This window comes from Bacillus sp. RC251 (assembly GCF_044908765.1).
Lineage (GTDB): Bacteria > Bacillota > Bacilli > Bacillales > Bacillaceae_G > Bacillus_A > Bacillus_A wiedmannii.
In genome coordinates this window covers 345,702-359,734 of the sequence record NZ_JBIYDP010000003.1, presented here as the reverse complement: position 1 = coordinate 359,734, position 14,033 = coordinate 345,702, and the positions used below count along the sequence as shown (strand labels likewise).

Sequence of the window (14,033 nt, the reverse complement as noted above, 5' to 3'; positions counted from 1 at the left end):
ACCTCATTTTTTAAAAAATAAAGAAGCCTATCATTTCATCTATTTGAAATGATAGGCTTCTTTTTATAAAAACACTTTACTTTCTCGCCTTAATAATAAAAGTAGTTGGCACCATTCTCGCTTTATATAATGAATAATATTTCGTAGACGTCTCAGCTCGTTCTCCATCAAACGAGGTCGCTGGTTCAGGCTCTTCTATTCTCTCAATTGTAAATCCCACTCTATTTAACTCATTTATGTATGTACTTATTTTTCTCTTATATAATGTCGCTTGTACATTTTCTCCTTTAAATGTTTCAAACGTAATAGGAGTTTCCTCATGATAAGAAGACTTTAAAGTAATTTCTTCTGTACCATACTGTAAGTTTGAATATATGGGATGCTCCCAGCTAAAAATAAAACTTCCTCCCGGCTTTACATACGAATAAATCAATTCCAACGTTTTTCCTAAATCTGAAGTCCAACCTAATGCATAAATGGAATATACAATATCAAAATACCCTTTCGGAATATCTCCTTCCTCTTCCATTGCTCCACATATTAACTTTGGATTCCAACACTTTAACGTTTCATTCGCTGTTTTAATTTGTTCACTAGAAAGATCAAGACCCCATACTTCCTCTGCCCCATGTTCTGCCATATATTGCAACGAATGCCCACTTCCACATCCAATATCAAGAACCTTTTTATTACTAATTGAATCGAACAAATGAATCTCATCTTCAGACGCGGTATACGGACCATACTTCGGTAAACAATCCACTTGAAAAAAATATGGCGCAACTTTATCCCAGCACTTTTTATTTAAAGTTAACATTTGTGTCCCTTTCATATTCTACATTCCCCCATCCCATTTTCTTCCCCTAATATAAATTACACATTATAACCTGATCTTCCTTTTCTCTTCGCCCGGTAATTTTTCACTTTCGCAATCGTACCGCACGCTCTTCCACCTTCTTCTCCAGCATACATACCGCACCATCTTTTACTTCCATTTCGCGAATGATCATAAAATACCCAGCGACAATCTGGGCATGCTTTTAACCTCCCCCACAAATTTTCTTGAATTGACATTAACACAATGCTTAATACTTTTGTATATACATTCTCTTCGTGCACAGGCTCATATGTAATACCTTTCATACCTTCCTTTACATGTACATGAAATGGGTATTTCTCTAACCACTTTTGCAATGATCCTTCGCCTTCAACCGTTAACCGAATATCTTCTCGAAAACTTTTTAATTCCTCTATCGTATGAAATGGAACCTCTTTATGAAAATATTTTTTCATAAAGAGGTTTATATCCTCTTCTGTTTGCAGCATATCAATTGGCTCTCTCGTATCGTTTGGTATTTTCCATGTATTTAAAAATTCCCGAATATATTCTAATTCATTTGGTGCATTTTGATTCAATTTCATCCACCTTCTTCTTAAAATTTACTTTTTTCTGACTTTATGTATAATTATAATATAAATTAGTTAACCATTAAACAATTTTACTGGTTACAATATTAGGAGGAGTTCTATGAAAAGTTTCTCAATACCGATACGTTTCATGCTTATTTCTTCATTCTTTATGTCTTTTGGGTATTTTGCAGTATACGCATTTTTAGCTATTTATCTATTAAGCTTTCTTCATTTTTCTGCTGTTCAAGTAGGAACAGTGTTGACTGTTATGACAATCACATCAAGAGTTATCCCTTTATTCTCAGGATTAATTGCTGACAAAATAGGCTATATCATCATGATGATAGCCGGATTATTTTTAAGAGGAATCGGATTTATCGCTTTAGGAATATGCTCTGATTTCTATACAATTTCTATTTCTTCTGCACTTATTGGCTTCGGAACGGCATTTTACGAACCTGCTGCGCGCGCCATATTCGGCTCACAACCAGCTCATATGAGAAAAAATTTATTTACATATTTAAACCTTAGTTTTAATTGCGGTGCAATAATCGGACCAATTGCAGGAGGGTTCTTACTCTTACTCAATCCCATCTATGCTTTCTCTCTAACAGGATCACTTATGCTGTTATTCGCTTTTATCTTTTACTTACTTAAAAATCACTTCCAAGTCACTACTGAAAACACGTCTATTACATTTGGAATACAGGCTATCTTACAAAACAAGCCTTTTCTTCTGTTTTCATTTATCATGATTTTCTTCTATATTATGTTTACTCAGCTTACTGTCGCACTTCCACTTCATATGAAAAACATTAGTAATAGCAATCCGCTTGCTACACTCGTTATTACGATAAATGCAATAACAGGCGTCATATTTATGGTATTATTTCGTAAACTATTTCATAAATACAATACACTTTCGATTATTAAATACGGTGTTTTATTAATGAGTTTTTCTTTTTTACTCATTCCTTTATTTCCACACCCATATTGGCTATTTATTTGTGTAATTTTATTTACAATTGGCGAAACACTCGTATTACCTAACGCTGATATCGCTATTGCAAATTACAGTAACGAATCATATACAGCTACTTACTTCGGATTTTATCAACTATCACTCGCATTTGGTTTTATCATCGGTAATTATACCGGTACATCTTTTACAGCCAACTTAAGCGGAATGTATACACCATGGCTTATTTTCGGTGGAATTGGACTTATCGGTTTTATTTCACTACATATTTTAAATATTAAAAAAGGATTCTCTAAAGAAGATATATACCTATGTAATAATACAAAACACCTTTAACACATTACAATTGAGATGGTACCTTTAGACAACCAGCCTATAATAAAAAATTCGACCATCATATGTGACAGTCGAATTTTTTTATTCTTCATATTCAAGATAATTATGTCTTTTACAACCAAACAAATAACAAGCCCCTATATGATAATTTTCAAATTCTAACCCTGGAACATATCCAGATTTGATACGTTCTATCATTTTTTTATAACAATTATTCTCTTCTGTATATTCCTCAATTAACTCTTTCTTATCTTTTTCTGTCCAGTTTTCTTCTACTTCTTCATTCTGAACATCTTCTATTTCTGCTGTTTTCGCTTCGATAGATTCCCGTATAACTTCATTTATACGGGTGAAATTATTAGCTTTATATAAAGCATAAACAAATCTACCAATCCAATTGGGGCTTTTCCAAACTTCTTTATATCCCTTTTCGAACCATTCAATTGCTTCTTTATAGCAATTCAACTCAACATATAAATCTGCTACATGAATTTCTCCTAAAAAATCATCAGATCTCCTGTTAAAAGCATCTAACTTCTCTTTCGCTTCTGTCGTTCGCCCTAAATCAATTAAACATTTTACATAGCTATACATGATATAGTCCGAATCCCCTGCAACTCGCAAGAAAAATTCCGAAGCTTTTTCTAACTCTCCAAGGTTATAATGCGCTACAGCTACATTGTGAAATGCTTCACCCGATGGTTGCATCGAAATAGACTTTTGTAATACTTCTTTCGCTTCTTCCCACTTTTCTTGTTTCGTGTAAATTTCCCCTAAGATGTTATAAGGAAAGTATGAGGAAGGATTCAACTTAACAACTTCTCTTATTAATTCAAGAGCTTTATCATCATCCTCTTCCTCATAAAAGTACATCCAAGCAAGATTATTGAGAGATTGTACACCTCTAGATTCATGTACAGCTCGTTGAAACAGTTCCATTGCTTCCTCATATTTATTTTGTTCAAACATTTCAATTGCCTTCTCGTTAATGTTCAAGTAACTACCTCCGAAGTGAATGAATTCATCTATTCCACATCGTTATTTTAATATGAAAAAATTGTAATTTCTATAAAAATAAGTTCTTTCGCCTGTCTACATGTCATCATGTAGTTGGATAGCCAATTCATAATGATTTTGACAACACTGCTTTCTACAGAAAATATATACCTACTGGAAAGATACTGATTTAAAACAATAAGTAAACTTTTCAAAACCCTTAAATTGGATATACAGCCTGTTTAAATTTACATATTATGGTACAATTAAAAAGAGTGCTAGCTAAACAGTTACGTTCCACACTAGCAGTCTAGCAATGCCAAAATCAAAAATTACTTAAAATTGGGGGATGTTATGAGAAAGAAATTAAGTGCTCTTCTATTCATCGGAATCATATTATCCGGATGTTCAACTATAGCAGAAAATTCTTTAGAAACTGGAAAAGGCAGTATTGAATTATTAACACCGACGATTACAACAAAAGATAACGAATTAGAATTTAAGACTGAAGGCATTGATGAAAATAAAGTGACGTTTATTTATGTCGCCAATAAAAAAGTATTGGAACAAAAAATTAATAATGGCGAATCCTACAAAGTTAACATTAAAGATATCGAGCACGCTCATAGGACAGATTACAAACCAAAAGTTCAACTTTTGCAAACGCAAGATGATCATAAAGATGGAGAGATGGTAACGTTTAAACAAGTTAGATATACAGTTAAAAAAGATTAATTTTATAGGTATTTCCTTATAAATGTAACAAACAAAAATATACTTTTAACAGAGGAGAAATGTAAGGGGTGTTAACATGAAAAAACGATGGATTTCTTGGTGGATCGGTAACATATTTTGGATTATCGTTTTTGGAATATGGGCCGCTATTATTTGGTTACGCGACGTTGATGGTGCTGGTGTTATCCAAACACCCGAAATTAAATCCATATCACTTATCGTTTTATTAATCGCGTTTATCATACCGGTATTTTTTCAAGTTATATGGCTAATCATAAATTTGAGAATGAGTAGAAAAAATAATTATACGATTTAGTTTTTCAATTAACAGATAATTTTTTCATAAAAAAGAGAGGAATCTACATCAAAATAGATTCCTCTCTTTTACATATGGGCTTATACTCCCCTTTTTTACGATGCATGTTCATCTTTCTTCTTCATTAACGCTCTTTTCTTCATCGCCTTCGTTAAATATCCACCTTTAAATGAACGGATTTCATAAGAAGACATAAACGCTTTTGGTGCAATTTCATTAATAATTTCTAACAGTTCTTTTTCTCTAGAACGCTTTGCTACGATATCTAAGCGATAACGTATAGAATTAATACCTTCACCTTCAAATACTGTAACGCCAAATCCAGAGTGACGTAATTCATCTACTAATTCATTACAACGGTCTAGTAAACTAACTTGATACGTAATATAACCAATTGCTAATTTATTCTCTATATAACCGCCTAATAACAGTCCCGCACTAAAGCCAATGACATAGGCAATGATGTTCTTCCAATTTGATAAATCTTGAAACACAATACCTAAACTGACAATGTAAATAGCTCCTTCTAACAATCCAACACCAGCAGCGGATCTTGTTTGATTCTTTACAAGCAAAATCGTACGGATTGTTAAAATGGGAACGTAAATAATTTGAAGCACAAAAATAAGTAACGCTTGTAACATTGGTATCCACCTCTTTCAAAAAGTCTTTTGTCATGATAACATACATAACCTTTAGAAATCGATGGGTTTTTTAATTTTTTTTTATTATTTTTCATACTATTGAAAAACGTAAAAAAGAAGCGTATTATATTTGTCGTTAATTTGATTCCTTTTATCCCGCTTTAATGGGCAGTAAGACCCCTACCTCAAAATCCAGCGAAAGCAAAGAAGTTAGGTGGGGGATCAACTGCCCATAAAAGTCCGATTGGTGAAGGCTAATAATCAGTGGGGGATGAAGAAAACCCCCACTGATTATTAGCCTTCACTTTATATTATCGCTAAACTAAAAAAGGAACCTCGATTTGGTCCCTTTCATCATAGCTCTATGTTTTTCGAAGCCTGTTCTCTTTGCTTCTCTTCTTCTTTCACTAACTGCACATTTGCATAAGCTAAATTCGCAATCATTAAAAAGTGACCACCTAAAATGCCTGTACCGAATGCCCACATTTCCATTTCATGCTCAATTTCATACATAATAATAGCTCCTAAAATGGCTGCTGCAAATCGGTTTAAAACTCCTAATCCAGGAGCCTTTTCTTTCATTACGATACTTTTCCCGAGTTTCTCCACTCTGCGAGCCAATAACCAAAGGCAATATGCACTTACAGCTAATCCGATACCAAACCCTGTTACTTGTTTTCCAAACGGAGTAATCGTCCACATAAGTAGTAAACCACTAAAGATCGCATACAATTGTAATCGATATACACGTAAGGCTGCTTGAATCAAAATATCCGCTCCTAATTTCACATTTTTTATACTTTAGAAGAAAAGCAGCAACTTACACAGTTGCTGCTTTCTCTTCTTCTTGCTCTTGTTCCATCTTACGAATTTCAACACGTTTAATTTGGTAAGCATCTTTTTCTAACACTTTAAATTCATAACCTTCCGCCTCAACGTGTTGTCCTTCTTCAATTTCATGATTTTGCATCATAATCCAGCCACCAATTGTATCCACATCATCTTCTTCAATGTGTAATCCAAATAAATCTTTCACTTCGGAGATAAGCACTTTTCCATCAACGATTTTATGGTGCTCATTTACATGCTGAATTGGTGGTGCTTCATCTTCATCATATTCGTCACGAATTTCGCCGACGATTTCCTCCAAGATATCTTCAAGCGTTACAATTCCGGCTGTTCCTCCGTACTCATCATATAAAACAGCCATCGGAATTCGCTTCTTCTGCATTTGAAGTAATAAATCGTGAATTGGAGTTGTTTCCATCACTTCAATAATCGGACGCATATACGTGCGAATCGATGATAAATCTTCTTTATCGTTGTTCATATATCGAATAAAGAAATCTTTTACATTGACCATACCGATAATATCATCTTTATCTTCTCCAAAAATCGGATAACGTGTGTATCGTTCATTTTGGATTACTTTCATGTGTTCTTCTACTGAATCTTCCAGGTAGAAACCAATGATTTCTGTTCGCGGTACCATAATCTCTTTTGCAATACGATTATCAAATTCAAAAATGTTATTTACATACTTGTATTCAGCCTGATTAATTTCGCCACTTTCATAGCTATCTGAAAGGATAAGGCGTAATTCTTCCTCTGTATGAGCTACTTCATGTTCTGAAGCCGGTTTTAAACCGAATAAGCCAGTTACAACACGAGCTGAACCGTTTAATACCCAAATAAATGGATACATGACTTTATAGAACATCATTAACGGACCTGCCAATAACAATGTTACTTGTTCAGCCTTTTGAATTGCCATCGTTTTCGGAGCTAATTCCCCTACTACAACGTGTAGATACGTCATTAGCATAAAAGCAAGACCAAATGTTAATACTGATGAGATAGAAGGATTTATGTTCCATTTCTCAAATAACGGGTGTAATAACTTTTCAATTGTCGGTTCACCTAACCAACCTAATCCCATAGCTGTAACTGTAATACCTAATTGACAAGCAGATAAATATTCATCTAAATTTGTTGTTACCTTTTTCGCTGCTAAAGCACCGCGTTTCCCTTCCGCAACAAGCTGATCAATACGACTTGAACGTACCTTTACAATCGCAAACTCTGCTGCTACGAAAAATCCAGTAAATGCGATTAAAATCGCAACCATGACTAAATTAAATATTTCCAATGAATCCCCTTAGTTTAAAAAACTAAGGTGTCCACCTCCTGTATACTATAATGTTTTCTTATTTGTTCATTAGAAAACATAGCCCGATACAAAAATTAAAGAGGTCGGATTTCACTTTTTTCTATAATAATAGAACAAGTGTCTGTATTAAAGCTGTCGTTTGACCAGATAAAGATTTCGATATTTTTTCACGTTGTGAATCAGTCAATCCATCTAAAAGCGGCTTTAACTCCGTTAACTCTGCTTCTAATCGATGAATATGGTCTGTCACTTCATTCACTTGTTTCGAAACGTGTTCATTGATACCGAGCAGCTTCTTCTTCTCCTCGATTTTCTCTTTAATCTCACAAAGCGGCATATGCATTTCTTTGCACTTCTCAATAAATTGTAATGTCTCAAATGCTGTTTCATCGTAATAGCGATAATTAGATTGAGATCGCTCCGCTTTTAAGATTCCTAGATTCGTATAATAATCAATCGTGCGTTTCGACACGTGAGCCATGAGAGCCAACTGTCCGATTCGATACACCTTCCCAACGATCTTCCCCCCTTGTTTATATTACTACCATCATACAATACATAAACTGTACAGTCAAACGTGACGGTTTATTATTCATAATTTATACAAAATTCCACATGCTATCTAAGTATGTAGTATATTCTCACTCTATAACTCTATCTAAATAGTTAGATTACTGTTTTTTCGATATGCCGATACCAAATGTAAAAATGGAATCACACATTCCTTTCAACCTTCCTTAATTTAAAACATATGATAATAATATTGAAATAAAATCATTATTTATGCAACTGGAGGAGATTAAAATCACTAGGACAATTATCTCTCACTTTTATAACGAGGAGTATTTATTACCATGGTGGCTTATGCCATCATACAAAAATATTTGATCACGGCATATTAATTAATAGAGGTTCTACAGATCGTTCTGTTGTAATTTGTAAATTATTTGCTCCCAACTGGGAAGTACGAAATTCAAGATTCCTTGATTTCGATCCCACTAATACTGATATTGAGGTGATGGAAATTGAAAGAGAGGTTTCAGGTTGGAAAATGGTATTAAATACTACGGAATTTCTTTGTTGTAACAATATAGAAGAGTTTTTCTCATCACTTCATACGTTAGGCCAAAATATGTATGCGATTAGAATGATTGTCATGATTGATAAGCATAATTACAATTATTCAAAACTAAGATATTCTATTCCATTAGTAGAGCAACGATATCACGGGCTCTTTCCTTATAAACCAGAAATCGGCTGTGCCTGGAGATTTATACACAACCATCTTGACGGCGCATATTTACCAGGCAGACATTTTACGCAGCACCAACCTATCGTTTATAACTCCCCTTCATTCATTTTTAAATTTTATTTTAGCCCTTGGAACGAACATACAAAGGCAAGAAAATTACAAATTACACCTACCCTTTTAAAAGAGGCCGTTCAAATGGGACTTCAAACACAATATGGTCAGTCCTCTGAGGAACTCGAAGTTCGATTTTTACTGCTAACTAAGACGACACAAGATCTACGTAATCACCCTGAGTATCAACAATTATTCCCTAAATTCAAACCTTAATATTTCTCATCCTATCATGTTTCACATATTTTTACGCACTTAGCTAAAAACCATACCATTTGTATTTCATATGAATACTGTATATATTATAAATTTTTATTTTAGGAGGAAAAAATGAAAGCTGTTATTCTTGCAGGTGGATACGGAACAAGGATTGGGGAAGAAACTCATTTAAAACCAAAACCTATGATTGAAATTGGAACAAAACCTATTCTATGGCACATTATGAGTTTGTATAGCCATTACGGGATTACTGAATTTATTATTTGCTTAGGCTATAAAGGATATGCAATTAAAGAATTTTTTCTAAATTACAACTTACACATGTCCGATTTCACGATACATTTAAACGACAATACGATTACTAACCATTCTCATCGTATAGAACCATGGAAAGTTACACTGATTAATACCGGTCTAAATACCGAAACAGGTGGACGAGTTAAAAAAATACAAAATTACATCGGGGACGAACCTTTCTGCCTCACTTACGGCGATGGATTAAGTAATGTAAATATAAAAGAACTCATTGCATTTCATAAAAAACACGGCAAAACGGCTACTGTTACAGCCGTACAACCTCCTGGTAGATTCGGTTCTCTCGTCTTAGATAAACAATCTGTAACATCCTTTCAAGAGAAGCCACTAGGTGATGGCGGATGGGTTAACGGTGGATTTTTCGTTTTAAATCCTGATGTTTTCAATTACATTAGTGGAGATACATCTGTTTTTGAAACAGACACTTTAGTTCAGTTAGTAAACAAAAACGAATTGGCTGCATATGAACATACTGGTTTTTGGCATCCGATGGATACATTGCGCGATAAAAATAAATTAGTCGAGCTATGGGAAAGTAATAACGCTCCGTGGAAGGTTTGGTAATATGGCTTCATCATCTTTTTGGAATAAGAAAAAAGTATGCATTACGGGACATACTGGCTTTAAAGGCTCATGGCTCACCCTTTTTTTAAGTTCTTTAGGCGCAGAAGTAGTTGGCTATTCTTCTCATCCCCCATCCTTCCCTAACCTTTTTGAACAAGGTAACGTAGCAAAAGAATGCACATCAATTAAAGGCGATATTACAGATTACGATTCTTTATTCCATGCCCTGAAACAACATAACCCGGACATACTATTTCATTTAGCAGCCCAGCCAATCGTCACCACTTCATACAAAAATCCTATCGAAACATTTAAGACGAATGTTTTAGGTACTGTTCACGTATTAGAAGCGGCAAAACATATAGAAAGTATACGCGGCATCATTAATGTTACAAGTGATAAATGTTATGAAAATGACGGGAGCGGTAACCGGGCATTCGTGGAAACTGACCGGCTAGGAGGTTTCGATCCTTATAGTGCTAGTAAAGCTTGTGCTGAACTAGTTGCAACATCATATCAAAAATCATTCTTTCGCACTAACACTCTGCATCTTGCCTCAGTAAGAGCAGGTAACGTCATCGGCGGTGGTGATTGGGCAGAAGACCGATTATTCCCGGATATCATTCGTGCATATTTACAAGATGGTACATTAAATATTAGAAACAAAAACGCTATTCGCCCGTGGCAACACGTATTAGATCCTTTACATGGCTATATCCTTTTAGCTGAAAAACTTTGGAAAGACGCCGAATGTGCAGCGGCGTGGAATTTCGGCCCGATAAATGAACCTAACAGAACCGTTCATAATGTCATTCAATCTATAATGAAATTATGGAATAAACCACTAACAATCCTTTCTCCTCATACAAACACTCCTTATGAATCACCTATTTTAACACTCGATAGTACAAAAGCAGTAAATAAACTCGGTTGGACTCCTAAGTTATCAACAGATCACTCTATCGCTTGGACTGTTGATTGGTACAAGAAATATGCATCTGGTGAAAATATGGAATCTTTCACGCGCCAACAAATCGATGCATTCAAAAATTTATAAGGGGGCTATAAAATGGAACTGAAAAAATGCCGTTTTTGCCACTCATTACTAACAAATACTTTTCTAGATTTAGGTGTTTCCCCTCTCGCTAACTCATTTGTAGATCCTGAACACTCATATAAAATGGAACCATTCTATCCGCTGCACACATTTGTTTGTAACTCTTGTTTACTTGTACAATTAGATGAATTTGAATCTCCGCACAACATTTTTCATGACTATTTATACTTCAGCTCTTACTCCTCCAGTTGGCTACTACACGCTAAGCAATATGTAGAAATGGCGATTAAGCGTTTCAACTTAACCAATCATTCGAAAGTGATTGAAATCGCGAGTAACGACGGGTACTTATTACAATACTTTCAAAAAGAACATATCGAAACGTTAGGAATTGAACCAGCAAAAAATGTAGCAGAAATCGCTATTCAAAAAGGAATTCCTACTGAAGTGAATTTTTTCAGCAATGATTTAGCAGAGAAATTACCACAAGCTGATTTAATCGTCGCAAATAACGTATTAGCACACGTCCCGAACTTGCATGATTTTGTTGCCGGTTTAAAAACGTTATTAAAACAAGATGGCACGATAACAATTGAATTCCCGCACTTATTAAATCTCATATCATTTAAACAGTTTGATACGATCTACCATGAACATTTCTCCTATTTCTCACTTATAAGTCTTCAAAAAGTTTTAGCTCATCACCATTTACAAATTGTCGATGTAGAAGAACTTGCAACGCACGGTGGTTCCTTGCGCATTTTTATAAAGCATTATAGTGACTCATCCACTATCCATTCCAATGTTACAAACTTAATCCAAAAAGAAGTAGATCACGGGCTAGATACATTAGATTGCTATCTCCTTTTTTCTAAACGCATCGAACAGTTGAAAATAAATATTTTAAAATTTTTTATCGAAGCAAAAGCTTTAAACAAACAAATTATCGGTTACGGTGCTCCAGCTAAAGGAAACACCCTTTTAAATTATTGCGGGATAGGCAAAGAATTTCTAGCTTATACAGTAGATAAAAACCCTCACAAACAAAATCTCCTTCTACCAGGCACCCGTATTCCAATACAATCTCCAGAAGAAATTAAACGTACAAAACCCGATTACATTCTCATACTTCCTTGGAATTTAAAAGATGAAATTATGAAAGAATGCTCTTTCATTCGTGAATGGGGCGGCAAATTTTTAGTAACGATTCCAGAAGTTGAGGTGATTGAGCCATGAAAAAAATCCTTGTAACAGGCGGTAGTGGATGGATTGGTAAATATGTTGTAAATTCTCTTATACAAAAGGGCTATGAAGTGCACGCCACCTACAATACAAATAAGCCTTCTCACCTTACTTGCCATTGGCATAAAGTAAACTTACTTTGCGATGAAGAAGTAAAAAAACTCATTTACGACATTAAACCTAGTCATCTCATTCATTTAGCTTGGGAAGCGGTGCCGCCAGCGTGTTACGTATCTATTAATAATTACTATTGGCTTACATCCAGTATCTCATTAATTCAACACTTCACAACATGCGGTGGAAAGCGAGTCATTGTTGCAGGTACTGGCGCAGAATATGAATGGTTTAACGGCGTACTATTTGAAGATTCACCGCTTCTTTCCTATAAAACACCGTATGCATTATGTAAAAACGCACTACACTCTTGGCTACAAACGTACGCTGAGCAAACCAGCCTCAGCATGTGTTGGGGCCGCATCTTTCATATGTATGGCCCTCACGAACAAGGGAATCGGCTCATTTCTAACATTATCACTTCCTTATTAAAAAATGAGGAAGCACTATGTACACATGGAAAACAATCAAGAGATTTCCTCCATGTGAGCGACGTCGCTGATGCTCTCGTAACAGTATTAGAACATGGCGTTACAGGCACAATCAATATCGCTTCTGGTCAATCTGTACAAATTAAAGAATTAGCTTCTATCATTGCTAAAAAGATAGGAAAAGAATATTTAATTAAACTAGGTGCGATCCCTTTCTCTAAAGATGAACCTTTATTCGTCGGCGTTAATGTAGAACGTTTAAAAACTGAAGTAAACTGGAAACCAACATACGATCTAAATACTGGGATTGAAGAAACAATTTTATGGTGGGAATCATTTATAAAAAAGCATAACGATACGCACCACTAAAACGTAAATCCTTCGTACCTCTCGCTAAATCCTTATACCATTCTTCTAATTTTTCAGGTGTAATAATATGATGTGTTCCCATTCCCCCATGCTTACTAGCTTCAGAAAGAGTCGGGCCAATTTGTAATTTCCTCTTTCTCATCGCATCGTTCCAAGGGCTGAAACCAAACCATGCAATACACGCAAGTGGCGGATAAATCATAGATTCATGTGCAGATAAATGTCTTCCAACCGTATAACTTCCATGTTCATGATTATGAATAAATCTACCTCTTCTCCATAACGGCCAATCTTCTGGTAAATAACCGTGAAATCGCTGTTTCATTAAAGATATTCCAAAGTTAAGGTCCGGATAATTATAGTTAAGATCATCGACCATAATAATCCCTTCCAGCCAATACATCCTCCCTCCCAATTCATTTAGTGATTTCCAAAACTGATTTTTATCTTGCACACAAAGAAACTCAGTCGTATTTAAAATCATTTTCCATCCCTTTACTTCTTGTTCTACCCTCATCACTTCATGATCTGTCGCTAATGCATCAAATTCTGGATTTGCAGAATCTCGTACTTCCCAGTGCGGCGCGAATTTTTTACAAATTTCAACCGAACGATCTGTTGAACCTTTATTAATTAAAATGCCATGATCAAACAGTTTCGTATGATGAGCAAGCCACCACGGTAATAAATACTCTTCGTTATAAAAATGAGAAATAACGGTTGTAGTTATAACAATCTCCTCCTCGTTCTCTATTAATCTACTTTTTCATCCT

The 14,033-nt window shown here is 34.9% G+C and carries 15 protein-coding genes and 1 pseudogene; 8 read left to right on the top strand and 8 right to left on the bottom strand.

Going from position 1 to position 14,033, the window contains the following annotated elements:
* Positions 1-76: 76 nt before the first annotated feature.
* Both ABH961_RS15870 and ABH961_RS15865 read right to left on the bottom strand, forming a co-directional pair.
* Complete coding sequence (locus ABH961_RS15870; protein WP_098078164.1) at positions 77-832, bottom strand: class I SAM-dependent methyltransferase; 756 nt, start codon at positions 830-832, stop codon at positions 77-79.
* Positions 833-873: 41 nt separating this feature from the next.
* Positions 874-1,416: a CGNR zinc finger domain-containing protein gene (locus tag ABH961_RS15865; protein ID WP_141519997.1), complete on the bottom strand. Its 543-nt coding sequence runs from the start codon at positions 1,414-1,416 to the stop codon at positions 874-876.
* A 112-nt stretch (positions 1,417-1,528) separates the two neighbouring features.
* On the opposite strand from ABH961_RS15865, the gene ABH961_RS15860 reads away from it, so the two are divergent.
* On the top strand, positions 1,529-2,725 hold the full coding sequence (locus tag ABH961_RS15860; protein ID WP_098078159.1) for an MDR family MFS transporter: 1,197 nt from the start codon (positions 1,529-1,531) through the stop codon (positions 2,723-2,725).
* An 81-nt stretch (positions 2,726-2,806) separates the two neighbouring features.
* Here ABH961_RS15860 and ABH961_RS15855 read toward each other — a convergent pair whose 3' ends face one another.
* Entirely contained in the window at positions 2,807-3,721 is a 915-nt protein-coding gene (locus ABH961_RS15855) for a tetratricopeptide repeat protein (RefSeq protein WP_098078156.1), read from the bottom strand.
* Between the two features lie 354 nt (positions 3,722-4,075).
* On the opposite strand from ABH961_RS15855, the gene ABH961_RS15850 reads away from it, so the two are divergent.
* Positions 4,076-4,456, top strand: a complete 381-nt coding sequence (locus tag ABH961_RS15850) for a hypothetical protein (RefSeq protein ID WP_098078153.1) — start codon at positions 4,076-4,078, stop codon at positions 4,454-4,456.
* 76 nt (positions 4,457-4,532) lie between these two features.
* A complete protein-coding gene (locus ABH961_RS15845; protein WP_000747680.1) occupies positions 4,533-4,772 on the top strand; it encodes a DUF3923 family protein in 240 nt (79 codons plus the stop codon).
* A 95-nt stretch (positions 4,773-4,867) separates the two neighbouring features.
* Here ABH961_RS15845 and ABH961_RS15840 read toward each other — a convergent pair whose 3' ends face one another.
* The 4 genes from ABH961_RS15840 to ABH961_RS15825 all read right to left on the bottom strand — a co-directional run bounded on the left by ABH961_RS15840 (position 4,868) and on the right by ABH961_RS15825 (position 8,094).
* Entirely contained in the window at positions 4,868-5,416 is a 549-nt protein-coding gene (locus ABH961_RS15840) for a DUF2179 domain-containing protein (protein WP_048546510.1), read from the bottom strand.
* Between the two features lie 354 nt (positions 5,417-5,770).
* The gene (locus ABH961_RS15835) at positions 5,771-6,184 is read right to left on the bottom strand and encodes an ATP synthase subunit I (protein WP_048546511.1); all 414 of its coding nucleotides are present in this window, start codon (positions 6,182-6,184) and stop codon (positions 5,771-5,773) included.
* Positions 6,185-6,236: 52 nt separating this feature from the next.
* A complete protein-coding gene (locus tag ABH961_RS15830; RefSeq protein ID WP_046957914.1) occupies positions 6,237-7,565 on the bottom strand; it encodes a hemolysin family protein in 1,329 nt (442 codons plus the stop codon).
* Positions 7,566-7,686: 121 nt separating this feature from the next.
* Positions 7,687-8,094, bottom strand: coding sequence for a MerR family transcriptional regulator (locus tag ABH961_RS15825; protein WP_000285638.1), 408 nt, complete (start codon positions 8,092-8,094; stop codon positions 7,687-7,689).
* Between the two features lie 275 nt (positions 8,095-8,369).
* On the opposite strand from ABH961_RS15825, the pseudogene ABH961_RS15820 reads away from it, so the two are divergent.
* The 5 genes and pseudogenes from ABH961_RS15820 (at position 8,370) to ABH961_RS15800 (ending at position 13,260) form a co-directional block, all read left to right on the top strand.
* Positions 8,370-9,165: pseudogene (locus ABH961_RS15820) on the top strand (glycosyltransferase family 2 protein).
* A gap of 114 nt (positions 9,166-9,279) precedes the next feature.
* Complete coding sequence (gene rfbF / locus ABH961_RS15815) at positions 9,280-10,047, top strand: glucose-1-phosphate cytidylyltransferase (RefSeq protein WP_098048014.1); 768 nt, start codon at positions 9,280-9,282, stop codon at positions 10,045-10,047.
* A 1-nt stretch (position 10,048) separates the two neighbouring features.
* Positions 10,049-11,104, top strand: coding sequence for a CDP-glucose 4,6-dehydratase (gene rfbG, locus ABH961_RS15810; RefSeq protein WP_098078147.1), 1,056 nt, complete (start codon positions 10,049-10,051; stop codon positions 11,102-11,104).
* A 12-nt stretch (positions 11,105-11,116) separates the two neighbouring features.
* Positions 11,117-12,340: a methyltransferase domain-containing protein gene (locus ABH961_RS15805; protein ID WP_404519626.1), complete on the top strand. Its 1,224-nt coding sequence runs from the start codon at positions 11,117-11,119 to the stop codon at positions 12,338-12,340.
* On the top strand, positions 12,337-13,260 hold the full coding sequence (locus ABH961_RS15800; RefSeq protein WP_098078143.1) for an NAD-dependent epimerase/dehydratase family protein: 924 nt from the start codon (positions 12,337-12,339) through the stop codon (positions 13,258-13,260). Before ABH961_RS15805 ends, ABH961_RS15800 begins: the two co-directional genes overlap by 4 nt.
* Here the strand turns inward: ABH961_RS15800 and ABH961_RS15795 are convergent.
* Positions 13,229-14,014, bottom strand: coding sequence for a glycosyltransferase family 2 protein (locus tag ABH961_RS15795; RefSeq protein ID WP_098078140.1), 786 nt, complete (start codon positions 14,012-14,014; stop codon positions 13,229-13,231). The genes ABH961_RS15800 and ABH961_RS15795 overlap by 32 nt on opposite strands.
* Between the last annotated feature and the right edge of the window lie 19 nt (positions 14,015-14,033).